A 24,859-nucleotide genomic window follows, 5' to 3' on the forward strand; every position below is an offset into this window, starting at 1 on the left:
GAATTAAATTTAGAAATTAGAACATCAGCAATTAAAGAAATTATCATAGGAAAAAAAAATGAGAACGATTAGTAAAAAATTAAACAAAGAAGAGATTGAATCCTTTGGAAATGAAGTGGAAGCCCTTCGGGAAGAAGTGATGTCCAAAGTGGGAAAAGAAGATGCAGATCATATCCGCTTTATTTATAAAGCTTACCGATATACTGAAATCTTGGGTCGTGGGCTCATTCACTTTAGTTTTGAACCTATTTCTTTTGTAGCAGGAACTTTATTACTCTCTCTTTCGAAAATTATAAACAATATGGAGTTAGGTCATAATGTTCTACACGGACAGTATGATTGGATGAATGACCCTCGTTTTAATTCCAGAACTTTCGAATGGGACATTGTGAGTGATGCTCATCAATGGAAATTTTATCACAATTATATGCACCATACATATACAAATGTTTTAAACAAAGACCATGACTATGGATATAATTTTACTCGTTTGACTGAAGGGCAAAAATGGAAACCGGTGCACCTAACACAACCTTTCACCAATTTATTCCTTGCGATGAACTTTCAATGGGGAATTGGTGCTCATGGTTACCGAGTGGAATACATGGAAATTCCTAAAAAACAAAGGAAGAAAAAAACCTTAAAAGATTATAAAGCTGTCTTCTTTAAGAAGATTGAATTGCAACTTGTTAAAGATTATATTTTGTTTCCACTTCTTGCCGGATTGAATTTTCCAAAAGTCATTCTGGGAAATATGATCGCAAATTTAATTAGAAACCTTTGGACATATGCTGTGATCTTTTGTGGTCATTTTACTGAGAATGCGGAATCCTTTTCTGCTGAAGAAATCGTTGGTGAGTCAAAAGCACAATGGTACTTAAGACAACTCAAAGGTTCTTCTAACTTAGATGGTAGTAAGTTGTTTTATACAATGACCGGGCATCTCAGCCACCAAATTGAACACCATATGTTTCCTGGAATGCCAGCAAAACGTTACCGTGAAGTGGCTCCTCGATTGAAAGAAATTTGTGCTAAGTATGGACAACACTACAATACAGGAAGTTTTGTGAAACAGTTTGCCTCTGTATGGAAACGTATCATTGCATATTCTTTTCCTGATTCGATTGCAGGGAAATTAATGGGTAATCGAAAAGTTTATTTGGAACCAAAGGCTATCGTTACTCAACCCAGTTTTCAAGTTTCCCTTCCGATGGAAGAGAAATCAGTAACTCTCACTTAACCTGAACAATTTTGGATTTTCCACTGGCGCATTGTGGAAAATCCATCCCTTTCCTTTCTGGGGCCTCAATAATGGGGCCCCTCTTTTTTGTTTACTAACTCAGTTTGATTTTGTTTGCAGAAAGAATTGCAAGACTGTCCTTGTGAAATTCTTTACACCACTGAGTGCGTAGTTCTTTTCTGTTAGTGGATTTGTTTTTGGCTCTTTCCATCAAATAACCCACAACTACTCTCGCTGCTGATTCCACCACTTCAAAGCTATGGGCATCTTTTATTTGTTGGTCTGCAATGGATTTGTATGTTTCTACTATGGATTCAAAAAGGATTCTGATTTCTTGTAGTTTGGGATTGGATTCGGAGCCATTTGACAAATGATCTAGGTAAGCCCGGAAAGCACCTGTAGGGCTCATTCCTGAAGTCACTCCTCCAATGGCTGCATTGACTTGGATTTGTGTGGTCCCATCATATATGTTTGTAATCCTTGCATCCCTGTAGAGTCTGGAAAGATCGTAATCTTCCGTATATCCTGCACCACCTAATACTTGTAATCCGTCATATACTAAGTCGTTACACATTTCAGAGTTGTAATATTTAGAAATGGGAGTGAGTGTATTTGCTACCTTTTCCCAAAACTTTCCAATTTTAGATTCTTCTGGAGTTACGGTTCTTCCGTCTTCATACCAATAATATTTGTCAACGGAATAAGCGGCTTCCACCATAAGACAACGCATGGCAGCCAGTTCTCTTTCCATACGGTCCAAAATACGACGGACTGCTGGAATTTCATAAATTGGTTTTCCGAATTGAATTCTTTCTTTTGCATATTTGAGGGCTTCTTCATAAGCTGCAGTAACAATCCCGGTTCCTTGGGAAGATACACTGAGGCGGGCGCCATTGAGCATTCCCATTACATACTTCACAAGTCCGAAACCTTCTTTACCAACCAAATGCCCTTCGCTATTTTCAAACACAGTTTCGCATGTTGCGGATGCTTTGATTCCTAGTTTTTTTTCTATTCCTTGGACAGCATAATTTTTGTTTTCAACGATAAAGAAGGAAAGACCTCTTGCTCCACTTTCTTGTGTTCCCGTTCGTGCTAGTGTAAGTGTAATCCCCGGACTTCCGTTGATACCGCAAGCTACAGTTTGAAATCTTTTGGTCCCATTGAGATACCACTTATCATTTGTCTTTGTTGCTTTGGTCGTAACATTCGGTAAATCTGATCCAAAATCTGGTTCTGAAAGTCCCATAGTGACTGTGTAATTTCCTGAAATTAATTTAGGAATCCATTCTTCTTTCATTTCGTCGGATGCACAGACTTCTAAGATGGCAGCAAGTCCCATACTACCCACAGCAATGGTGATGGAACTATCGGACCTGTACATGAGCTCAGCAATCATTGCTTTGATGATGCTTGGTGCTCCTAATCCGCCATATCTTCTTTTAAATGCAACGGGACCAAGACCGGCATCATGGTACATTTTGATTACATCCACCATTTCTTGCGGGTGAATTACATTTCCATTATCAAATTTTAGTCCTTTGGAATCTACTACACCTGCCACCTGAGATACATACATTCCGCTGATTTCTCCGCAAGATTTTAGGATCTCTTCGTAAAATGATTTCGCCTCATCTACATTAGATGGTGCATATTCTAGTCTAGGATTATTGTTTTCCGAGTATAACTTTGAGTCTGAGAATTGATTTTCGTATATAGGTACAATTTCGTTCCAATCGATTAATTCGTAAAAATGTTCCTTTAAATCTTCGTTGGTTTGAAAGTAGTTGCTTTGGATCATATCATTACCTTTTGGATTAGAAGACAAATTTTATAGATGTGAGGCGATTAAAAAATAATCGTATAACAAAAAAAATTGGATTTGATCTTTCTGGTGAACTGATCGGTATACTTTGTTTACGGGGATAGAATAGGAAAACAAAAGAGAACATAGTAACAAAATTTTAGATTGGAGGAAATCTAGCAAAATTAATGAGAAATTAAGGTTTCTTTTTTATTGATTCAATTTAGAATTCTAAATCTATCTCCGTCAAAGCCATTGCTGTTTTGTCGGAACAGGAGACTTATGAAACAACTCATTTCCATTCTTACACTCGTTTTCGTTATTCAATGCGCCAGTGTGCCTACTGCCCAACTTCCGATAAAATCAACAGTTGCTGGATCGCCAGTGGAATACAAATTGGATGGGAAAACTTACGAAGGTTATCTCGCTACCGATTCCTCAATTACTGGAAAAAGACCTGGCATTCTAGTGATTCATGAATGGTGGGGATTAAACGAGTATCCAAAACAACGGGCAAGGCAATTAGCAGACCAAGGTTATGTAGCTTTTGTTATGGATGTTTATGGGAAAGGGATTCTTGCAAAAGACCATGTAGAGGCAGGAAAACTGTCCGGTGCCAATGGAGATCCAAAAATCATTCTTAAAAAAATCTACAAAGCACTCGATATCCTAAAATCAAATCCAAATGTGGATTCTAGAAAAATTGGTGCAATCGGTTATTGTTTTGGCGGCGGCGGTGTCATTGAACTTGCATTAGATGGCGCTGATTTAAAAGGAGGAGTGGTATCCTTCCATGGATTTTTAGGAAGTAAAAACTTGGCTTCTGGGGTAAAAAAAATCAAAAGCAAAGTTTTAGTACATCATGGAGCTGATGATCCTTTTATTCCGAAAGCCTCAGTTGAAACTTTTATCAAAACAGTTACAGATGCAAAAGCTCCTGTGACATTTGTTTCTCATCCAGGAGCCGTTCATGGGTTTACAAGACCAGGTTCTGAAAAACATGGACTTCCTGGATTGGCCTACAATGAAAAAGCAGACTATACATCTTTTGAAAGCATGAAAACTTTCTTTGCAGCAAACTTTAAATAGACGAGAGGAAGTACAAAGAGGGTAAGTGCACTGGCAGACACTAACCCTCCGATCACTACGGTAGCAAGAGGTCTTTGGACTTCTGCTCCTGGTGATGTGCTGATTGCCATTGGTATAAATCCTATCGATGCCAAAAGAGCTGTGGTAAGAACAGGTCTTAGTCTAGAGATGGCTGCTTCTTTGACTGCCTCTTCTTTAGTGATTCCCACATGTTCTAAACTTCGAATAAAACTTATCAACACAAGTCCATTGAGAACCGCAATTCCAAAGAGTGCTATAAAACCTACACCAGCCGAAATACTAAATGGTAAACTTCTGAGATAAAGTGCAAAAATTCCACCGGTGATTGCAAAAGGAACGTTTAAAAAGATGATGATGGCCGCAGAAACTTCGTTAAACGCAAAATAAAGAATTAAAAATATGATGATGAGTGTGATAGGTACCACAACATAAAGTGTTTTTGTGGCGGATTCAAATTTTTCAAACTCACCTCCAGTCGTATAATGGTAACCTACTGGAAACTTAATCTCATTTTCTAAAACTTTTTGTACTGAATTGACAGTACTAACCATATCACTACCACGAATATTAAACTGAACTAACGCATATCTGTTTTGATTTTGATGGTAAATTTGAACGGGGCCATCTTCGATTTGGATTTCCGACAACTCGTGTAAAGGAGCAAATGTATTTTTTCCAACTTTCACTGGAATATTTTTGATTTGTTCTGGGTTTGACCCAACATCAGTTTTTACAACAATTTCAAAACGTTTCATACCTTCATAAACGATACCTGCTGGGACTCCCGACGAAATAGATTCCGTAACTCGGTTGATATCTAATATTGATTGGTCATACCTTGCCAATTTCTCTCTGTTAGGTTTGATTCTGAGGTATTCCAGACCATACAATTGTTCAATCCTTAAGTCAACAACACCTGGGATGTGTTTAATTTTTGTAGAGATTTCTTCTGCAATAGATTTCAATTGAAGCAAATCATCTCCAAAAATTTTGATACCCACGTCGGCTCGGATTCCAGCCATAATTTCGTTGTTTCTCATTTCAATCGGTTGGGACAATCCGTAAGCCACTTGAGGGGCCACTCTTTCTATAATCTCTTGTAACTTAGATTCAATTTCCCCTTTGGTTAAGGTCCACTCTGACCTTGGTTTCATATCCATATACATATCAGTTTTTTCGACACCCATTGGTTCAATTGCTAACTCGGGAGATCCGGTTCTTGAAACCACTTCAGTGATTTCGGGTATTTCATTAAGAATAGCTTTTTCTATTTTCATAGAAGATTGTAATGATTCAGTTAAAGTTGTGGATGGGTAACGACTAATTTCGATGAGTAGATTTCCTTCATCTAATTTTGGTAAAAATTCCCCACCTAACCGAAAGAATAAAATAATAGAAAGAACAAGGATAACAATTGTGGAATATGTTACTTTTTTAGGTTCTCTTAGACAATAATCCAGTTTAGGAGTGTACCAGTTGTGGATTGTTTGGAAAAATTTTGTTTCTCCTTCTGCGATATGACCCCCTTTCAAGAAATAAGAGGCTAATACAGGAATGAGTGTGAGAGTCAAAAAGAAAGCTCCGAGTAACGCAAATAAAACGGTAGTAGCCATTGGAATAAACATTTTTCCTTCAGTTCCACTTAAGGTAAGGATAGGGATGTAAACGATTCCAATAATGATTTCACCATAAATGGTGGCTTTACGAACTTCAATCGTCGCAGTTAATATGGTTTCCTTTTGTTCCTTGCCGGTAAGATCTCTTTTTAATTCTTTTCGTTTTAATCCTAAACGCCTATGAGAGTTCTCAATCAGGATGACAGCACCATCAACAATGAGACCAAAATCAATTGCACCCATAGACATTAGGTTTGCGGGTAAGTCTCTCATAAACATAAGAGTGATAGCAAATAACATGGCAAGGGGAATGACAGAGGCAATGACTAATCCTGAGCGAAAATCACCAATCATCAGGAATAGGATTATGATTACAAGGATTGCCCCTTCGGAAAGGTTCCATACAATCGTGTTTAGAGTGTTTTTTACCATAATGGAACGATCATAATACGGTTTAATTTTCATTCCAGACGGTAGAGTTTTTTCTATTTGAGTGATTTTTTCTTTGACTGCGGTAGTTACCTCTAGAGAATTTTCACCGAGTAACATCAGTGTTACGGCACCAACTACTTCTGATTTTCCTGAGGCAGTGGCGGCGCCTTTACGTAATCTTGGACCTTCTATGATTTTTGCAATACTACTTAAATAAATAGGAAAACCATCTCCCATTTTACCTACTTGGATTTTTTCGAAATCAGAAGTTGTTTTTAATAATCCATCACTTCCTACAATCAACTGTTCGCCGGACCTTTCAATGTACCCACTTCCCGTTGAAAGGTTATTGGACTGAACTGCACTTACTATTTGGTTTAAGGAAACACCGAGTGATGCTGCTTTGAATGAATCGACTATGACTTGGTATTGTTTTGTTTTGCCACCAAAACTATTCACTTCTACAATTCCAGGAACTGTTTTGAGAGTTGGATTGATGTACCAATTCAAATAGGTGGTGAGTTCCATTTGGTTATGCAATTCACTTTCTAAGGTGAACTGAAAGACTTCTCCAAGTCCGGTAGTAATAGGACCAATCACTGGTTTTCCAAAAATAGCCGGTATGTTTTCCGATGCTTCAGTTAATTTTTCACTGACTAACTGTCTACTTTTCCATAGGTCAGTCCCGTCTGCAAAGACAGCAGTCACTAGAGAAAATCCATACCTTGATACTGACCTTACTTCTATTAAGTTAGGAATTCCTGTGATGGCTCTTTCCACTGGCAATGTAATGTATTGTTCAATTTCGAGAGTGGATAAGGCCGGTGATGTAGTAATCACTTGCACCTGGACATTGGTTATATCAGGAACAGCATCCACCTTTAAATGATTGAGTGAATAAATTCCACCAAACACTAGTAAAGCTGTTAATATGATTATGAATAATCTGTTTTGTAATGATATTTGGACAATTTTTGTTAAAAATTCCATAATTATTCTCCACCAAATGTTGATTTGAAGAGAATTGCCTTGAGTTCAAAGGCTCCTTTTGTAACTATCCTATCTCCCTGTGTGATTCCAGAAAGTACTTCCGTTTTTCCATCTGTAGTAATTCCTGTTGTGATTTCTTTCCATTTGAATTCGTTAGATTGCGATTCTATAAATACAAATTTTCGATTCTGGTAAGATTGAATGGCATTTTCTAAAATTTGAATTCCTGTTCTACCGTTGACACTTAATGTTGCCTTTCCAAACAATCCAATCTTTGCTTTACGATTTTTATTTTTAAAAACAAGTCTTGCGTGAACCGTCCTGGATTCGGGATCTACTTTTTCACCGATATGTTCTAATATTCCATCGAATTCTGAATCAGGATAAGCATTCAATATGATTTTTCCAGAAATACCTTCTGAAAGAAATTTCAGATCGTTCTCAAAAATCTTTGCTTGAAACCAAAGTTGAGAAAGTTCTGCAATCGTAGTTAGGATTTGGTTTCCTAATACAATGGATCCAGGGATTGCATTTCTTGACAAGGCAAGTCCAGACTTTGGAGCATATACTGTATATACTCCGGATGCAGAATTATCAATCGCAAGTCCATTTGCTCGTAAATTCTCTTCTGCCGAAATTTTTTCTGATTCTATGACTTTCAAATTTGATTCAGCATCAATTAGCTCCTGTTTGGCGGCTAAATTCATTTTGACCAAGGAACTGATTCTATTTAAGTTTTGTTCAGTGGCAATGTATTTAGATTTTGCAACTAAATAGGCAGACCTCAGTTTTGCAAGTTCTGGGGAATCAATGGTTGCTAACTTTTGTCCTTTTTCGATGGAATCACCTTCCACAAAGAAAACTGAAGTAATTCGCCCTGAAATCCTAGCTGGTACATCAATGATTGCGTCGGGAACAGCTTCTGTTTCTCCAATCAGTTCAATTTTAGTTTGGATCGGTTCGATTCTAACAACGTCTGTTTCTAATGAGAGGTTTTTTCTATTCTCCTCTAATAATTTCACTATATCTTTGGGTTCGTCTGAAATTTCGGAACTAGTGTTTGTTCCTCGGAATTTCCAAAGATAAATAGAGAAGGCAATGAGGATAAGGGAACTAAAAAGTAATATTGTTTGTTTTTTCATGGTTTGACCCCTAATGAGTCGCTAGGTAGTCCGAGAACACGAACGAGTTCAATTTGAGCTAATTCAAATTCTGATTTTGTGTTCAGGTAGTTTAGTTTTGTTTGTAAAAGAATTCGTTGATGGTTGATGGCATCTATAATTTTTATTTTTCCAAATCGAATGGCTTCTTGTAGATTTTTTAAATCCGATTCAGCCCTTTCCATTGTTTGTGTATCATATAGTTTAATTTCTTCAGAAAGAGTTAAATAATTGGTTAGAGCAAATAGAACTTCTTGTTTAATATTTCTAGAAACAGATTCTTTCAGTTCTTTAGAGCTATCAATTTTTGAAGATGCTATAATGGTTTCCCCTTCATAATCTCTCCAAACAGTCATAGGGAAACTTACCATTCCCCCAACCACTCTCTCATTAAATCCATCGTTTTGTGTAAAGGCACCTAAAGTTACGTTGGGAATTTTCTGACGTCTAACTTCATTTTGGCGTAGAACCGATAACTCAATTTCTTTTTCAGAAAGAGAAAGTTCTGGTCTCATCTGCATTGCCATTTGAATTAGATATACTTTTTCTTTTGGTAAGTCTTTGGGTAAAAACCAATGTTGAATTTGGGTTATATCTATTTCTAGAGGAGCACCGAGTAAAACTTCTAACTCTGACTTTGCATTTTCGGAAAGTCTATGTGTTTGGTTCCAAATTTTAAATATCCGAATTTCTTCTGATTCCGATAGGGATTCATCAATCCCTGGAGATAAACCTTCGTTCACTCTAGCTTTTGATACTTTTTTCAATTCTTTCACTAGATTTAAACTATTGAGACTATTTTCTTCTTCTAGATAAAGATATCGAAATCGAGTCATTTTTTTTAGAACTCCAAATTCTAAAAATCGCCTAACGGATTCTAAGCGAATGACTTGTGCTTTAAATTCTTCATCTGCAATTTGAATTGCGATCTCTCTTTTCCCATTAGTAAAAATTTCTTGGTTGACCATAACCTGAAAGTTATTTGCTGCAGTGGGTCCAGATAGTAAAGCGGGACCTGTAGAATCTCCTTTTCTAATTGCCGCATAACTATTGAAAACCGGATTTGATGGAAAGTAATAAGAGGCAATTTTTTTTCTGCCGGAAATTTCTCTTAGTTTGATTTCTTCAATTCGATAGTCAGGATGTTTACGCACAATACATTGACTGAGCTCTGTTAGAGAATTGAACTTTTGGCAACTAACTCCATAGGAATCATTTGATTCTGAATGGAGTGGGCCAATCGAGATGTAAATATAAACCAAACAACTTAATATTAACTTAAATAGTTTGGGAAAAAAATTAAAATTCATAGAACCTCCCAAGTGTTCACGCAATGAAATTGCGAATCAACTAAGTGAGGTTATGTTTGGGAGGTCGAAAAAAACTATTTAAAGTAACGAGTTTCGGTATCAGAAGATCAGGTTGGTGGATATAAACTTTGTGAAGTTGAATGAGTACATGAGAGAGATATAAATCCCATGAGCAAGACATAATTAAATTGCATGGGCAAGAAAAACAAACATGGTCAGTATGTTCCCCATCTTCCTGCAAATCGTGACCTGGATTCAAACCTAAGGCATGGTCTAAAAAAGCGTACGGGCATCCACTTTCTGGAGAACCTATGAGTCCGCAGTTGACTTCGTTATCAACAATGCGTTGGTACATAAAGTTAGCGGAAAAAAGAAACAAAAAGCTAAACAGAAAAATTTTTCTCCAGAAATTGAGTTTTTTCAGATTTAGCTTCATAACCTTACTTAAAGTTTGGGATCTCCTTTGCAATTTGCAATAACTTATCTGCAATTTCGGGTACGCAAACAGGGGAAACGTGACTGCAATCCACATAAGTAGTGCATTTTGTATTTCCCTCATTTAAACTTACATGACGAATATTTTTTGAATTTGAATTCACAAATTGTTGGATGTACTGCTTAAAAATCCCACCTTTTGTGATTTTATGACGAATGTCGTTGTAATACGGGTGAATTTGTGGTTCCCAGATTACCATGGGAATATTGTGTTTTTCCGCATGATCTACTATTTTTTTAAAGAAATTTGTTTCTGTTTCTGAGATTTGAAAGCGGCTCAAAAAATGTTGTTTTCTCGATTCAGCATAGTCTATGATTCTTTCTTGAAACTCTTTAGCAGGGAATTGACTAACATCGTATCCAATATCTTCGGGTTTGTAAGGTCTTTTCACATTCATATAAGAAGAGATACCTATAAAATAAGTATCATTGGTTACACGATTTCCAGTTAGAAGGTTTTTAGCAGCTAATACTGGTTTGAAGTGGTAGTTATAACCTAAGAACAGAAGACGTGCAATAATATCTCGTTGCATTTCAGAATTCATTGAATCATAAATGTCAATTAATTCGTTTTCGTGCAACATGAGCTCAGCCCATTTTGTTTTGTATGTATAAATATTGTTTTCGTTTAACATTTCATCAGAAAATTCTAAAAACAAAACATTAGGTTTAAAACCAGAATCGGTCATTGATTTGATTAATAAATAGTATAATAAAAACTCAGAAGCTTTTACTGCAGTCCGAGTTTCGAAATACACAGGTTCCTTTATTGTTGACTTGTTAACTGGAATTTCTGCCCATTCATGGAATGGTTCGGAACGTGATGTCCCTGTAACGACTGCTACTTTTTTTCCGCTACTTTGGATTTTTTTATTTTCTACCCAAATGACTGGCATTCCAAGTAAAATATTTTGACCTGCTTTGTAATTTCTTCGGCCACTTTCTCTGACGTCGGGAATACAAACCAATTTATCTATTACGAAAATGGTAAGTAAAATAAAGAAAGGTAAAAAATAAGTTCGATTAAATTTCATAAATTCCCATTAAAATTGAAAGTATATAAATGTCTCTACCGGTGACTCAATTCTGATAAGAGCAAAGTATACAAATAAACACAAAATAAAAATAATCAAGTTAGTATAAGGTTTGAATCGATCAGAAAAATAGTTTTTGAATTCTAAAATTTGAATTATGTAACTTGCAAGAATTAGTCCCCAAAAGTCTGGGCGATAAATGATTTTACCAGTAAGATTGATACTGGCAGACCAAAATGTTGCAATTTTTTTAAGCGTATCGATACGAAAGAAAGTAGCTAGAACAGAAAACACAACAAAGATCCAAATGACAGCAAATATTTTTTTTAGGAAAGACATAGACTTTCTGTCAGGTTTACCAAATGCAAATCTTTCCAGAGAAAGAAAAATACCATGGGAAAATCCCCATAGAAAAAAAGTATAAGTATTTCCATGCCATAAACCTGACAAGGACATCACGATGATGGTATTTATATTATACCTAAGTTCTGATACTCTGTTACCACCTAACGGAATATATAGATAATCCCTTATCCATGTGGAAAGTGTGTGGTGCCATCTGTTCCATAGTTCTGTAAAACTGACAGATAAAAAAGGAGAACGAAAGTTTTCTGGAATTTCATAACCAAGTAAGAATGCTGATCCTCTTGCTAAATCGGTATAACCGGAAAAGTCACCATATACCTGAAAAGAAAAGGCTATCGTTGTTAATAGAATCGATATACCATCATATTCGCCAGGGTTTAAATAAACAGGATTGATGATTTTAGCAATTTGGTCAGCAATGAGAACTTTTTTTACTAACCCAGAAATGATATGCAGGATACCTCGTTGTACAAAATCTAATGTCAGTTTGGAATGATTGATTTGATCATAAAAGTCATCGTGCCGCATAATGGGACCTGCGATGAGTTGAGGAAAAAATAAAATGAATAATAGAAAGTTTAAAAAAGGTGATTCTGTAAATTTTCCTCGCCATGCATCAACCAAATAAGCTATCATTTGGAAAGTGTAAAAACTTATGGCTAAAGGTAATACTATTTCTGACAAAGATTGAAAGAAAGGAATGGTTAGGTCACCTTCTAACATTAAATATTTTATGTAGGTAAGGAAATATTTAAAAAAACATAAGTTGATCAAATTGATCGAAACACCCAAAATTAGAAAAATTCTTTTTTTTGTTTTGAGAATTCCTAGGACACAAAGATGAGTGAGAATGATAAAAAGTAAAAAATGAATTAAAAAGGAACCGCTCCAATACCCATAAAATATTAGAGAAAAAATGATAAGGACATAATTACGAAAGCGAGAAGGTGAAATCCAATAGATAATATAACAGGCTATAAAAAAGAAAAAATAATCGATAGAATTGAACAGCATTTTCCCTAGAATTTCCTCGATATTTTTTTCTACCAGTCATTTTACACAATCATACTTGCCTCAAAAATCAAATCCAGGAAGATAAGTCTTCATGGCGACTCAAAATATACTTTGGACACCTCATTCAAATGATACGAATCTATCCCGTTTTCAAGGCCATCTGGAAACTAAGTTTCAGAAATCATTTTCTGATTATGTTTCTTTTCATAAGTTTTCAGTGGAACAGTATGAACTGTTCTGGAAAGAGTGGTTGTTCTATTCAGGTTTTAAGTTACACAAAGAACCAGAAAAAATAATAAAACATGGAATTCATTTTTCAAAATCGATTTGGTTGCCTGGAGCTTTGTATAATTTTGCTGAGAATTTATTAGAAGTTGGGAATTCAAATGATTTAGCATTGGTATTTTATTCGGAAGATGGCCAAATACAACGGTTAACGTATGCGGAACTAAAACAAGAAGTTCTGAAGTTACAAAAACACCTCATTTCATTGGGTGTTAAAAAAGGGGATCGTGTTGTTGGTCTTGTGCCCAATGCACCTATCTCCACCATAGGAATGTTGGCAACAACAACGTTAGGTGCAATTTGGTCTAGCGCCTCACCTGACTTTGGAGTTCGAGGAATTTTAGATCGATTTGAACAAATCAATCCCAAAGTCCTTATTTCAGTTGAATCCTATTTATTTAAAGGTAAACAAATATCCATTACGGATAAATTGGAAGAAGTATCTATCCAGTTGACCAATACTAAGGATTCTGAATTTAAACAGACTTTGGTATATGATTTTGTTGAGCCAATCAAAGATTTTGGTAAAATAAATTTTCCATTCCGATACAGTGAGATTGATAAAACCAATCCTTCTGATCAGTTGGCTTATACTTCTATCTCCTTTTCTGATCCCGTGTACATTATGTTTTCTTCCGGAACCACAGGCCTTCCGAAATGTATTGTTCAGGGCGGAGGAGTTTTACTCAATCATACCAAAGAACTTTCGTTACATTGTAATGTATCCAAACAAGATCGGTTTTTTTATTATACAACTTGCGGTTGGATGATGTGGAATTGGTCTCAATCCGTTTTAGCCTTGGGTGCCACTCTTTATCAATTTGATGGAAATCCATTCCATCCATCTTGGGAAACTTTATGGTCAATAGCAGAAAAAGAATCCATCAATGTTTTTGGAACTAGTGCCAAATACCTTTCTGTATTAGAAGAAGAAAAAGTGTCCGTTCAAACTAAGTATTCGCTTTCTACACTCAAGGTGATTCTTTCGACGGGTTCACCTTTGCCTATCTCTGGGTTTCGTTATGTATATGAAAATATTAAAAAAGATGTGCAACTTTCTTCAATCTCTGGTGGAACAGACTTAAACGGATGTTTTGCTTTGGGAAATCCCATCTTACCTGTGTTTGAAGGTCAAATTCAATGTAAGGGTTTGGCGATGGATGTGCAAGTGTTTGATGATATGGGCAAATCGGTAGAAAATCAAAAGGGAGAATTAGTTTGCCCCACACCGTTTCCTTCTATGCCTCTATCCTTTTGGAATGATGAATCTGGTACAAAATATAAATCTGCTTACTTTGAAACTTATCATAATATTTGGTGTCACGGTGATTTTGCCTCCACTACACCTGAGAATGGATTGGTGATTTATGGTCGCTCTGATGCTACATTAAATCCTGGTGGTGTTCGCATTGGTACGGCAGATATTTATTCAGTAGTTTCTACCATTCCTGAAGTAAAAGACAGTGTCATCATTGGACAAGAGTATAAGGATGATGTTCGAGTGATTTTATTTGTAGTCACAGCGGATGGTGTTACACTCGATGAAAGTTTGGTAAAAAAAATCAAAGAACGGATCAAAGTAGAAACTTCTCCAAGGCATGTGCCTTCCTTAGTTCTTTCTGTCCCCGAAATTCCTTATACAGTGAATGGAAAAAAAGTGGAAATTGCCGTTAAACAAACGGTAGCTGGTGTAGAGGTAAAAAATAAAAATGCACTCGCAAACCCAAATTCCCTAGATTATTTTAGAGATCGAAAGGAACTGAATGTATGAGTTTTTTTCGGATGGTTACGGGATGTTTTATTATTTGCATTTTGGCTTCTGTAAATTTGAATGCTGAGTCGAATCGCTGGCGTTCTTGTTTTCGGACTAATTGTTTATCCTTTGTCCTACCTTCCCAGTGGTATCTTACGGAACGAAGATCTAACGGGTTAACTACAAAGTTTGATCATTTCAAAACATCTCCACTGAAAGAGGAATCAGGTAGAGAAATTATCCCTGCACTAGTAGTTCTATTTAAAGAATCTGAAAACAAACTTCCGTTACATCCAATTCTTTTCCATGCAGAATCTAGACGTTTTAGTTTGATTACCAATATTCGTAAGTCCTTTTCCTTACAAAAAATCCCAAACATTGACAATGGGTATAAATTTTTAGGAATGTCTGGAACTTTCAAAGATAAAGAAGATACAATTGTACAACATTATATCACGGCAACTGAAGAAGAATTTGGTTTTACGATTTTAATTACATGTTACGAGTCGGTTTATCCTCAAATTGAAAAAGATATAAATTTATTTCTGGAAAGTTTGACTTGGGGAAATAGACCAATGCCTTGGAAGGTTCAAGATCTGGAAGTGCAAGTTTCTAAAGCCAAGGAATTAGAAACCAGCGCTCTGAATCGATTAAAGACTAAAAAATCGGAAGAAATCACAATCGCACTAGAAGAGTTAAGTGACTCTTGTGAGTTAGGTTCTGTCACTTCTTGTGAAATGTTTACTGTGTTGATGAATTTAGGTAGATAAAAAATCAAAGATTATCTTTGCATTTTTTGGATATACTCAGCAACCGCTTCAATTTCCACTTTTCGCATATGCAAATAGGCTTTCATATAGGTTCCAGGAATTCCGTTTTTAATAGTTTTTGCAATGGCTTCTTTTGAAGATCCATAGATATATGTTGACTTATCTTGAAAATTAGGAATTCGTACGTTTGCAAACAATGCTGTTCTTGTCCCCCGCCCATTGCCTTGCATACCATGACAGGAAGCACATCCATTTTGTACATACATTGCTTCTGGAAAAGGAACAGTCACTGCAGGTGGTGGGGGAGGTTCTTTTTTTGGAGATTCATTTTCTTGGGTACAGTTGTTAATAAAAAGTAAGATTATAAAACATCGAATCAATATCCAAGCTGCTTTATCCTGGTGAGTTTTAGCCAAAGAAATTATTTTCCAATTTGACGAATTCAATGGAATTAATCGCAGTAGAACCCTGATCCAACCAAACTAATGTTATACTTTTGCGACAAATAACAATAAACAATAGTTCTACCGGGATTAGACAGATTTGTTTTATAATAAAGAACTTCTGCAATATGGCCGGAAAAGAAACTTGTGGTGGTTTCGTTGGTACCTAAATAAATATTATTTTGTGTAAATACTTTCGTTGTATCTGTAGGGATTCCCATGGTTGTACCATTTAGATAAAATCCAAAAGAGGAACCTGCTGTATATTCTGCCGCAATCAAATAAGGGATCAATGTCCCCCCAAATGCCCCAGAACTACTTCCGATGAGTCCTTCTGAAGGTTTTGCCATACGAACGATATTGGAATCCAAATAGTAAGAGACACCACCCGCTGCCGATTCAAATAAAGTTCCATTGGTTAATGTTGTTCGACTAAATGCTAGAAAGAAAGTTGAATTGTTTGAAGGAATGTCTGCAGCAGGACCACGGTAAAGGTATTCTGAGTTTACTGCATTAAAAGAAACGGATGGTTTTCCATTGAATCCAGCATTGTTGAATGTAGGTGCCATTGTTCCATTAAAAAAGGATGCAGCATTACCACTTCTATCATGCCAAGTTGTAATTGCTGTTCCATTACCTTGGTTTGATAAACTATCGGCACTTAGGTGGAGACGTAAGCTACTTAGTGCTAATGTAGGAGACCAAGTTACCACTTGTCTTGGATCAAAACCTGCAAGTGATTGAATTTCATTGGGTCCAAGGGCTCGGTTATAAACTAAAACATCATCGATCAGTCCAGAAAAACTTGTTGAAAGGTCGGTTCGTGTCCCAATGGTAAACGCAGTTGGATTGGTATCCCACGTATTTTTGGTTTCTGTCCTGAGTTTAACACCATTGTGGTATAAATTTGCCGCATAACCACCATCAGGTCCTTCGTAAACACCGCAAAGTTGGTGCCATACATTTTCATGGTTATAATATGATTCTTCAACATCATTTCCAAAACCTGCGAAATAATATTTTCCTCCACCTGATCCTGCTCCAAGTGCCACCAAACGGTCGGTAGCTGTTTGTCCAAAACTTACCATTGTACCTGGATTAGTGAGGTTTGATTTAAAATGAACACAAACTGTCCTTGGTTGTTGGCTATAGGGTAATTGGGTATCGGTTGTAGAAACATTGATATAATTAGTACCGTTTGTACTTATGGCAGCAGCAGCTTGGCCAAATCGGTCAGTGAAAAGGCCAACACCCATATTGGTAACTTGGTTACCAAACCCACTCACATCCTGAAGGTCTTTGTTAAAATCAAAACGAGCTACAAGACCTACGGGAATTTGAGCAGAGAGACGTCTCACTTCTTTATCTGTAAGAGCTTTTGAATAGACGCGTATGTCATCTATTTTACCAGCAAAAGTCTGGGTAGAAAAAGTCATGATTTTACCAATGTAAACTCCCGTACTAGGTGTTGTGTTTATGGAGGTACCAATATTGGAAGGGCCTACAATATCTATTCCATTCACATAGATATATCCATAAGTGCCATCAAAGGTTCCGCATATGTGAGACCATCGATTGAGCGGAATGGAATAAGTTGTAAATACTTCACCACCACCTAAACCTCCGAACCGAATTAAATTATCACCTAGTCCATTTTTAAAAATAGACAATATGAATTCGGAACCAGGGCCTGGAGTTCCGTAAGAAAAAATGGCCAAATGTTCATTGGGATTGGAAGGATAAGTTTCAGGATTCACCCAAACGCATACACTCCGTGGATGTTGGCCTAATGGTAATCCTAACTCGGTTCCATTCGCATAACCATTGTTTCCAAGGGCAAAACGTACACTCGCATTGGGACTACGGTCACGACCAGGAGCATATCCAGTCAGCCCACCGTATAAGGAAAGAGTATTCCCAACTGGACCCAGTGGGTCTGTATTTGCCTTAAATTGATAGTTCATCAGTAGTTCAATTGGGCGAGAAGAATAGGAATTTCCTACGAGAGTCGAATCTGCTGTACGTGCTAGGTCATTGATTTCTGCATCATTGAGATTTTTGTTATAATATCTAACGTCAGCTATGCGACCAGGAAAGAAAAAGGAACCACCGGAGCCTACACCGATCGTAAGATTTCCTGTGACTGGATTGGTAGATCGTTGTTTTTCAAAAATAAGGTTTCCATTCATGTATACTCGATAGATATTATTGTTATCTACTGTCATTGCAACATGGGTCCATAAGTTGGGAATGACTGTTGTGTATGTTGAGTCACTAGGATAACCACCCCGAGCAAGCACCAATTGTTTACTGGAATCGATAAAGAGACCATGTCCTGAAGAAGCAAGATCGCCATTAAATACGATTACCTTACCAATTCCCGCATTGGTTCCATCCCAATTGAACCAAGCAGATAATGTTATGTTAGAAGTCGCAGCACTTGGGGAAGGTGCGATCCCTGCATTTCCAACGGATGTACTTGCAGCTCCCCCAGTTTCTCCAAACCGGCCCAATCCAAAACCAGGACTTCCTACTGCCGTGATGGTTTGGTTATTTAATAAATTCAAAACGGATCCGTTGAGAGGGTAGTAGGCTAAAAGTCCAGAAACATTGAGTGATCTCAGTGCATGTGCCGTGCCAAATACTAAAACATTTCCAATATTAGCAATGTATAATGGAGCATTGAGAGATGCATTCACTCCTTCGCCATCCACTAGACCAGTGCCACCAGAACCTGCGATAGTAATGACTTCGCCGGTTAGCATATGGACACGTCTTATGCGATGGTTACCATAATCGGCTACATATAAAAAAATTCCATCATGAGTGAGTCCGTGAGGCATTAAAAAACTGGCTCCGGTTCCCACTCCTTCCACAAAACCAGCGGTTGAACTTCCTGCAAGAATGGTTGTAGTACCTGTCACTTTATGAGTTTTAGTGATATTATATGTACCTAAATTTGTTACGTAAATATAATCACCTGCGATCGTAATCCCTTCTGGTTGGTTGATATCACCACCACTTGTAAGTGTAGTGACTTCGCGGTTTCTAAGTTTGATCACTCGGATGGCTGAATTATTGCGATCTGCTACATACAATTTATCATCATCAAAAACAATCCCTGCTGGTGAAGCAAACCTCGCAAGTGTTGGGTCTGTAGAATCCACATTGGCATTTGCTGGTGAGATTGTAGAATCATCACCTGCAAGAGTTTCCGCATAACCGGAGCTAATGAGAACTCTTTTGATCCTATTTCCATTATATTCTGTAACATAGAGATAGGTTCCGTCTGTTGTGATGGCTCTCGGATTATTGAATGCACTCACAGATCCTGAGCCGGCGGTATTCCCTGCGATTCCATTTCCAACTAGGGAAGTCACAGCACCGGTTGTGGGATTAAAAACTCGAATTTTATGATTTCCTGAATCAACAATAAATCCTTTGGTTCCATCAAATGTGATCCCACCAATATTTGTGAAGGTGGCTGAAGTTCCCGTTGCATCCGTTGATCCACTGGCTGCTTGTCCGGCCGTAGTACTCACTTGACCGCGATAGTAATGCACTTGGATGGGTGCTGGTTTTTTTGCAGTGATCGTATTTCCGTAACGGTATCCAAGAACACAATTGACTGCCACATTTGTAATGTTAGTTCCAAGAACTGTTCCAGAATAATTTGACTGGATCGCACAAACGTATCCCGGTGGTTCTGCTGTGATTGTGATATCGTAATTTGTGCCACTGGCAATAGGTGTTGTAAAGGAGATGGGTGTGGTGGTTGCACCTCCAGGAACATTGATTGTATCAATACCATTAGTGACTGTCAGTCCTGAAGGTAATGCGATGTTACTTGTGATGTTTCCACTCATAGTATATTGATTTACCGAGCAGGCAATGACAACGTCTGTAATGGCTAAATTGGCGATAGTACCTGATCCATTGGTTACGTTACAAGTTTGCCAAGGGTTTTGTGGATTTGAGAAAACTGTCACAGAATAGTTGGAGCCAGTAGGGATCGCAGTGTTGAAAGTAAAGGTTCCGTTTCCAGCAATGGTCAAATCATCCCCTAAATTATTTTGTAAAACAAATGTATTTACACCGAAGGGAATAGTTAAGTTACTGATAGTTCCACTCACTGTGTAAACATTCGGTTGGTAGTTCAAACTTAGTATATCACTACCTACATAATCGAGTTTACACATTCGAACTTTTACGTTTTGTGAAGAACCGGGAGTGGGGAATATATAATTGCCTAGTGTACCAGACGAACAAGTGTTTGCTGTGGCACCACAAACAGGATCAGTCGGTGTTCCTGCTGCTCCTTCCTGACAAACCCAAGTAGAGCCCGTTGTTGTTGTCGAAAAACTAACCGATTGTCCTGAATTCAAAAGAGATCCTGTCGCCAAACTAGGAGTTGGTGTAGCAACTTTTAAAGTGTAAGTAGAATTTTGAACTGTGGAATCCACCCAACCTGTTTTACAGTGAATAGCTTTGATGACAGCTTGGTTTGTGTTTGTTATTGATACAGTGCTCGTTGTCATGGTTCCTGTAGCACAAGTGGGATCCACTTGCCCTCCGTTTCCCAAAGTATAACGATACTCTGATCCTGGGATCAGAGTGGCTAAAGTTACAGTTCCATCATCATTAAAAACTGATCCACTCACAGGCGAAAATGTAGGTGTTGGTAAACTACAATTGACTACAGCTGTTCCTTGATCTGAAGTGGTTCCTGTATGAGTGGCACCGACAGTCATCGTACATACTTGGTTAGGTGCAGATAAAGAAACTACTATTTGATAATCGGAACCACCAGGAATGGTTGAAGGGAAAGAAAAGTTTGTCACACCAGAAGCTACAGTGATGGATTGAGTAGTAAAGGGAGTTCCTCCTGTATTTACTAAATCCAAAGTTACCGAACCACTGAGGATACTCGTGGTGGTTCCACCGGGACTGGAGACAGTTCCACTGATTAGAAAGGCATTACTACAATTCACAGGAATGGTATAGGCACCATTGGCAACAGTGATTGTGCCTGAACTTAAAGTGCAGACACCTGTGGATATGATTCCGCCAGGATTATCAATCGCGATGGAAAATGTTCCACCACTCAAATAAGTGCCTGGAAAAGGAAATGTTCCATCGGCAATAACATTAATTGTATTTGATCCATCTAACGTAAGTTTGAGTTCGTTCCCAACAGTAAGAGTACCTAAAATTCCGGTTACTTGTGCATTCACAGCAAAAGAATTTGTTGTACAGTTGATTGCTGCTGGCAAATGAGCAGCCACCATAATTCCTGTTGTGATGCCGGGAGATGTTATGGAACAAGTTTGGCTTGGGCTTGTTGGTTGGCTTATGATGCTAAAATTATATGTTTCGCCTGCGGGAATGGGAGGTAAGGAAAAACTTGTAGAATTGACATTGATTACATCAGTACCGGCGCCAGTTACATTTTGTATTTGGAGCCCGTTACCAAGAAGTCCAGTGGCAGTCCCGTAAATAAGATACAGTGCATCTCCACAAACAATTTGAATTCCTTCAATATTGCCGCTGAGTACAGTTCCTGATCCAGAAGAAACAATACATTTCTGAATGGGAGAATTAGGTTGTGTTTTGACGATTACATTGTAAGGGGAGCCGGATTGAATTTTTTTTGAGAAAGTATAAGTCTGGTTAGCCGAAACATCCACAATATCTCCATTGTTTTCAATTTGGAGACCGGATCCTAATAGTCCCGAGACACGAAAGGAAACAGAATAAGTAAGGGTGTTGGCTTGTAAAAAACGAAAAGTAGTATAAGTTTCTAATATAGAGCGGTCAATCCCTGGAAATTTACAGGCAAAGAGCGGTAACAAAATAATATAGATACAAATTCTTAGGGTATAACTCATATTTTCTACAGACTAGAAAGAGTCATAAAACTTAGGATTTCACGACTCTTTCTATTATCGAAAAGTAAAATACAAGAATCGATAAAGTCGAGAGAATTTCTTTCCTAAACTTTGGGAAAGTATCTTTGGTTCAGGTAAATAAATTTCTACTCACTGTAACTTGAGAGACAGTTTCAAATAGCCAAGTCAAAAATCTTACCCTTGTTTGGCTTAAATCAGACCTTTCGATGCCAAAAACTCTGGGTTAAAGATTTTAGATTGGTATTTTGCTCCGCTATCACATAACACAGTCACGATGGTATGTCCCGGACCTAAATCTTTAGCAATTTGGTAAGCTGCCGCTAAGTTGATTCCGACACTTCCTCCCATAAACAGACCATCTTGTTTTAAAACTAAATTCAAAATACGAAGGGCTTCTTTGTCATGGATGCGGACAGCGTCATCCGCAGGCATTTCTTCCATGTTTTTCGTGATCCTGCCTTGGCCAATTCCTTCTGTGATGGAGGAACCTTCGATCGTAATATTGCCTGTTTTGACAAAGGAATAAATTCCTGAGCCGTAAGGATCTGCCACGATGCACTTGATATTTGGATTTTTTGATTTAAAAAATAATCCCGTTCCCGCATAAGTTCCACCTGTTCCGAGTGATGCGGTCCAAACATCAATTTTCCCTTGGGTTTGTTCCCAAATTTCCGGTCCTGTGGTTTCAAAATGGGCATTCCGATTGGCCAAGTTATCAAACTGGTTGGCCCAAACGGAGTTTGGAGTTTCTAATGCAATTCGTTCTGATACACGAACGTAATTTCCGGGATCCGCATAAGGTACTGCAGGAACGAGAGTGACATCTGCACCTAACGTTCGTAGCATTTCAATTTTTTCTTTGGATTGAGTTTCTGGAATGACTATGACCGATTTGTAACCTTTGGCATTACAAATATGAGTGAGACCAATTCCCGTATTGCCAGCAGTTCCTTCGACAACAGTTCCTCCGGGTTTCAGAAGACCTTTTTTTTCTGCGTCTTCTATGATGTATAATGCAGCCCTATCTTTTACAGATCCGCCGGGATTTAAGAATTCAGCTTTGCCTAAAATTTCGCATCCTGTTTCTTCACTTAAGGAATGGATGCGTATCAAAGGGGTATTCCCCACAGTATCAATAAATCCGTTTCGTATATCTGTTTTCATGAGAATCGACTTGACTCCTTTCCTTTAGACTTACATCTTCCAAGTCTATGTTACAAACCATTCGCCGGTGGTTCGCTCCTGCTCCGTCCATACCACAAAAGTCTGAATCAGAAATCCAATCGCTCTATCCGAAATTTCGGTTTCGAGTATTGGAATCAACTTTTCTTGGTTATACGACCTACTACTTAACTCGAAACAACTTCTCACCTGTTTCTAAAGAAATTGGTGAAGCGTTATCCTATTCGAAAATAGAGATAGGTGACATCCTCGCAGTCACAGCCATCACTTATGGTATTGGAAAATTTTTAATGGGAGCACTCTCCGATCGTTCCAATCCAAGAAAGTTTATGGCAGTAGGTTTGTTTCTTACTGCCATTTTGAATTTTTCTTTTGGATTTGCGAATCATTATTGGATTCATCTTTTTTTATGGGGAGCCAATGGTCTTGTGCAAGGAATGGGTTGGCCGCCTTGCGGACGTTCTTTAGGTCACTGGTATTCGGTAAGAGAACGCGGTACTACGTTTGCATTTTGGAATATTGCACATAATATTGGAGGCGGGCTTGTTGGTGTTGTCGCATCTCATGCAGCATCGCAATTTGGATGGCAGTACGCCTTCTTTGTTCCGGGGGTTATTGCTCTTGTTGGATCCGTGTATTTATACATCCGACTTGTAGACACTCCACAATCGGAAGGTCTTCCTCCTGTTGAAGTTTATAGAAATGATTATCCACCAGAAGAAAAAGAAGATCATGAAGCGGAACTTACCACCAAACAATTGATTGTTGAACAGGTCTTAATGAATAAATACATCTGGTTATTTGCGATTATTAATTTTTTTGTTTATATCATTCGGTATAGTTTGATTGATTGGGGACCTACTTACTTAAAAGAAACCAAAGGAGCCGACCTTGTCGGTGGTGGATACTCTACTTTTATTTTAGAATTTGGGGGAATCGGCTCCACCATTCTTATGGGATGGGTCTCCGATAAATTCGACGGAAGAAGGGGAATGGTAAGTTTACTTTGTATATTACCGATTTTCTTTGCTTTTTTAGGAATATTATTCAATCCACCAGGATCTCTTTGGATCGATTATATCCTTTTTGGTTTAATTGGTCTTTTTATCTATCCACCTGTCATGTTGTTAGGTGTTGCTGGGATGGACTTCACCTCTAAAAAAGCAGTGGGAACCGCGGCGGGGTTTATCGGTCTTTTTGGATCTTTAGGGAGAACGGCCCAAGGGAAGGGACTTGCCATCCTTGCCACAGAATACTCTTGGGACGTTGCATTGTCCGCCGTTCTCGTTTCCACTTTGATTGCCATTGTCCTTCTAGTTTTCAGTTGGAATTTGCGTCCGCGTGGGTAAATAAATTGACTAAATCTAAAAAAATCGATAGGATCATTATCTTATGACACTCGGCAAAAAAATTTCCATAGGAATCATTGGCATCATCGCCATACCGTTAGTTGTGGCTCTCTTTCTACCTACTGGATACCAGGTAGAACGTTCCATTGATATCACTAAACCAGCTTCAGATGTGTTTGCTTACATCCGTCTGTTAAAGAACCAAGACCAGTATAGTGTTTGGGCAAAAAAAGATCCCAGTATGAAAAAGATTTACACAGGCCAAGACGGCACAGTTGGTTTTATTTCACGTTGGGAAAGTTTAGATAAAGAAGTTGGGATCGGCGAACAAGAGATCAAAATGATCAATGGAGATGCTTTGGAGATGGAAACCGAACTTCGATTTTTTGAACCTTTTGAAGGAACCGAACGCAGTTATATGAAGGTTTCTTCTTTGGACCAAAAAAAATCCAAAGTCATTTGGGGATTTGATGGATCGATGCCTTATCCTTCCAATTTGATGTTAGTTTTTATGAATTTTGAAGAAATGATAGGAAAAGACTTTGAAGAGGGACTATCCAACCTTAAAGTTGTTTTAGAAAAGTAAGGACATTCATT

General features: G+C 37.8%; 16 protein-coding genes. 6 read left to right on the forward strand and 10 right to left on the reverse strand.

The annotated features are described in order from the left end of the window. The first annotated feature begins 58 nt into the window (after positions 1-58). Positions 59-1,240, forward strand: coding sequence for a fatty acid desaturase family protein (locus LEP1GSC203_RS07005; RefSeq protein ID WP_002973242.1), 1,182 nt, complete (start codon positions 59-61; stop codon positions 1,238-1,240). Positions 1,241-1,334: 94 nt separating this feature from the next. Here the strand turns inward: LEP1GSC203_RS07005 and LEP1GSC203_RS07010 are convergent, their stop codons facing one another. Beyond that, on the reverse strand, positions 1,335-3,041 hold the full coding sequence (locus LEP1GSC203_RS07010) for an acyl-CoA dehydrogenase family protein (protein ID WP_002973470.1): 1,707 nt from the start codon (positions 3,039-3,041) through the stop codon (positions 1,335-1,337). A gap of 285 nt (positions 3,042-3,326) precedes the next feature. On the opposite strand from LEP1GSC203_RS07010, the gene LEP1GSC203_RS07015 reads away from it, so the two are divergent. Beyond that, positions 3,327-4,133: a dienelactone hydrolase family protein gene (locus tag LEP1GSC203_RS07015; protein ID WP_039937464.1), complete on the forward strand. Its 807-nt coding sequence runs from the start codon at positions 3,327-3,329 to the stop codon at positions 4,131-4,133. Here the strand turns inward: LEP1GSC203_RS07015 and LEP1GSC203_RS07020 are convergent. The 6 genes from LEP1GSC203_RS07020 to LEP1GSC203_RS07045 all read right to left on the reverse strand — a co-directional run bounded on the left by LEP1GSC203_RS07020 (position 4,082) and on the right by LEP1GSC203_RS07045 (position 12,571). Beyond that, complete coding sequence (locus LEP1GSC203_RS07020; RefSeq protein ID WP_002973259.1) at positions 4,082-7,192, reverse strand: efflux RND transporter permease subunit; 3,111 nt, start codon at positions 7,190-7,192, stop codon at positions 4,082-4,084. The genes LEP1GSC203_RS07015 and LEP1GSC203_RS07020 overlap by 52 nt on opposite strands. Before the next feature lie 2 nt (positions 7,193-7,194). After that, positions 7,195-8,334, reverse strand: coding sequence for an efflux RND transporter periplasmic adaptor subunit (locus tag LEP1GSC203_RS07025; protein ID WP_002973213.1), 1,140 nt, complete (start codon positions 8,332-8,334; stop codon positions 7,195-7,197). Continuing rightward, positions 8,331-9,662, reverse strand: coding sequence for a TolC family protein (locus LEP1GSC203_RS07030; protein ID WP_002973455.1), 1,332 nt, complete (start codon positions 9,660-9,662; stop codon positions 8,331-8,333). Before LEP1GSC203_RS07030 ends, LEP1GSC203_RS07025 begins: the two co-directional genes overlap by 4 nt. Positions 9,663-9,702: 40 nt before the next feature. Further along, positions 9,703-10,017, reverse strand: coding sequence for a hypothetical protein (locus tag LEP1GSC203_RS07035; RefSeq protein ID WP_156808577.1), 315 nt, complete (start codon positions 10,015-10,017; stop codon positions 9,703-9,705). 85 nt (positions 10,018-10,102) lie between these two features. Then, positions 10,103-11,191 carry a DUF1574 family protein gene (locus tag LEP1GSC203_RS07040; protein WP_002973356.1) on the reverse strand — a complete coding sequence of 363 codons (1,089 nt, stop codon included), beginning with the start codon at positions 11,189-11,191 and terminating at the stop codon, positions 10,103-10,105. A gap of 9 nt (positions 11,192-11,200) precedes the next feature. Further along, positions 11,201-12,571 (reverse strand): MBOAT family O-acyltransferase, encoded by a 1,371-nt coding sequence (locus tag LEP1GSC203_RS07045; protein ID WP_002973306.1) that lies wholly within the window; start codon positions 12,569-12,571, stop codon positions 11,201-11,203. 91 nt (positions 12,572-12,662) lie between these two features. Here LEP1GSC203_RS07045 and LEP1GSC203_RS07050 point away from each other — a divergent pair, with 91 nt between their 5' ends. Both LEP1GSC203_RS07050 and LEP1GSC203_RS07055 read left to right on the forward strand, forming a co-directional pair. Further along, on the forward strand, positions 12,663-14,627 hold the full coding sequence (locus LEP1GSC203_RS07050; RefSeq protein ID WP_002973343.1) for an acetoacetate--CoA ligase: 1,965 nt from the start codon (positions 12,663-12,665) through the stop codon (positions 14,625-14,627). Next, a complete protein-coding gene (locus tag LEP1GSC203_RS07055) occupies positions 14,624-15,379 on the forward strand; it encodes a hypothetical protein (protein WP_002973438.1) in 756 nt (251 codons plus the stop codon). Before LEP1GSC203_RS07050 ends, LEP1GSC203_RS07055 begins: the two co-directional genes overlap by 4 nt. A gap of 11 nt (positions 15,380-15,390) precedes the next feature. Here LEP1GSC203_RS07055 and LEP1GSC203_RS07060 read toward each other — a convergent pair whose 3' ends face one another. From LEP1GSC203_RS07060 to LEP1GSC203_RS07070, 3 genes are all read right to left on the reverse strand, one after another. Next, entirely contained in the window at positions 15,391-15,762 is a 372-nt protein-coding gene (locus tag LEP1GSC203_RS07060) for a c-type cytochrome (RefSeq protein ID WP_408605595.1), read from the reverse strand. A gap of 68 nt (positions 15,763-15,830) precedes the next feature. Further along, entirely contained in the window at positions 15,831-21,710 is a 5,880-nt protein-coding gene (locus LEP1GSC203_RS07065) for a LamG-like jellyroll fold domain-containing protein (protein WP_002973410.1), read from the reverse strand. Between the two features lie 210 nt (positions 21,711-21,920). After that, complete coding sequence (locus LEP1GSC203_RS07070) at positions 21,921-22,895, reverse strand: cysteine synthase A (RefSeq protein WP_002973309.1); 975 nt, start codon at positions 22,893-22,895, stop codon at positions 21,921-21,923. A gap of 47 nt (positions 22,896-22,942) precedes the next feature. On the opposite strand from LEP1GSC203_RS07070, the gene LEP1GSC203_RS07075 reads away from it, so the two are divergent. Together LEP1GSC203_RS07075 and LEP1GSC203_RS07080 are read left to right on the forward strand one after the other, a co-directional pair. Beyond that, positions 22,943-24,262, forward strand: coding sequence for an MFS transporter (locus LEP1GSC203_RS07075; RefSeq protein WP_002973465.1), 1,320 nt, complete (start codon positions 22,943-22,945; stop codon positions 24,260-24,262). A 43-nt stretch (positions 24,263-24,305) separates the two neighbouring features. After that, entirely contained in the window at positions 24,306-24,848 is a 543-nt protein-coding gene (locus tag LEP1GSC203_RS07080; RefSeq protein WP_002973357.1) for an SRPBCC family protein, read from the forward strand. Positions 24,849-24,859 lie beyond the last annotated feature (11 nt).

Source organism: Leptospira terpstrae serovar Hualin str. LT 11-33 = ATCC 700639, assembly GCF_000332495.1.
Lineage (GTDB): Bacteria > Spirochaetota > Leptospiria > Leptospirales > Leptospiraceae > Leptospira_A > Leptospira_A terpstrae.

Excerpts from the sequence above, each read along its gene's own strand:
- LEP1GSC203_RS07005 (WP_002973242.1), top strand. The coding sequence starts at position 59 with ATGAGAACGATTAGTAAAAAATTAAACAAAGAAGAGATTGAATCCTTT.
- LEP1GSC203_RS07010 (WP_002973470.1), bottom strand. The coding sequence starts at position 3,041 with ATGATCCAAAGCAACTACTTTCAAACCAACGAAGATTTAAAGGAACAT.
- LEP1GSC203_RS07015 (WP_039937464.1), top strand. The coding sequence starts at position 3,327 with ATGAAACAACTCATTTCCATTCTTACACTCGTTTTCGTTATTCAATGC.
- LEP1GSC203_RS07020 (WP_002973259.1), bottom strand. The coding sequence starts at position 7,192 with ATGGAATTTTTAACAAAAATTGTCCAAATATCATTACAAAACAGATTA.
- LEP1GSC203_RS07025 (WP_002973213.1), bottom strand. The coding sequence starts at position 8,334 with ATGAAAAAACAAACAATATTACTTTTTAGTTCCCTTATCCTCATTGCC.
- LEP1GSC203_RS07030 (WP_002973455.1), bottom strand. The coding sequence starts at position 9,662 with ATGAATTTTAATTTTTTTCCCAAACTATTTAAGTTAATATTAAGTTGT.
- LEP1GSC203_RS07035 (WP_156808577.1), bottom strand. The coding sequence starts at position 10,017 with ATGTACCAACGCATTGTTGATAACGAAGTCAACTGCGGACTCATAGGT.
- LEP1GSC203_RS07040 (WP_002973356.1), bottom strand. The coding sequence starts at position 11,191 with ATGAAATTTAATCGAACTTATTTTTTACCTTTCTTTATTTTACTTACC.
- LEP1GSC203_RS07045 (WP_002973306.1), bottom strand. The coding sequence starts at position 12,571 with ATGCTGTTCAATTCTATCGATTATTTTTTCTTTTTTATAGCCTGTTAT.
- LEP1GSC203_RS07050 (WP_002973343.1), top strand. The coding sequence starts at position 12,663 with ATGGCGACTCAAAATATACTTTGGACACCTCATTCAAATGATACGAAT.
- LEP1GSC203_RS07055 (WP_002973438.1), top strand. The coding sequence starts at position 14,624 with ATGAGTTTTTTTCGGATGGTTACGGGATGTTTTATTATTTGCATTTTG.
- LEP1GSC203_RS07065 (WP_002973410.1), bottom strand. The coding sequence starts at position 21,710 with ATGAGTTATACCCTAAGAATTTGTATCTATATTATTTTGTTACCGCTC.
- LEP1GSC203_RS07070 (WP_002973309.1), bottom strand. The coding sequence starts at position 22,895 with ATGAAAACAGATATACGAAACGGATTTATTGATACTGTGGGGAATACC.
- LEP1GSC203_RS07075 (WP_002973465.1), top strand. The coding sequence starts at position 22,943 with ATGTTACAAACCATTCGCCGGTGGTTCGCTCCTGCTCCGTCCATACCA.
- LEP1GSC203_RS07080 (WP_002973357.1), top strand. The coding sequence starts at position 24,306 with ATGACACTCGGCAAAAAAATTTCCATAGGAATCATTGGCATCATCGCC.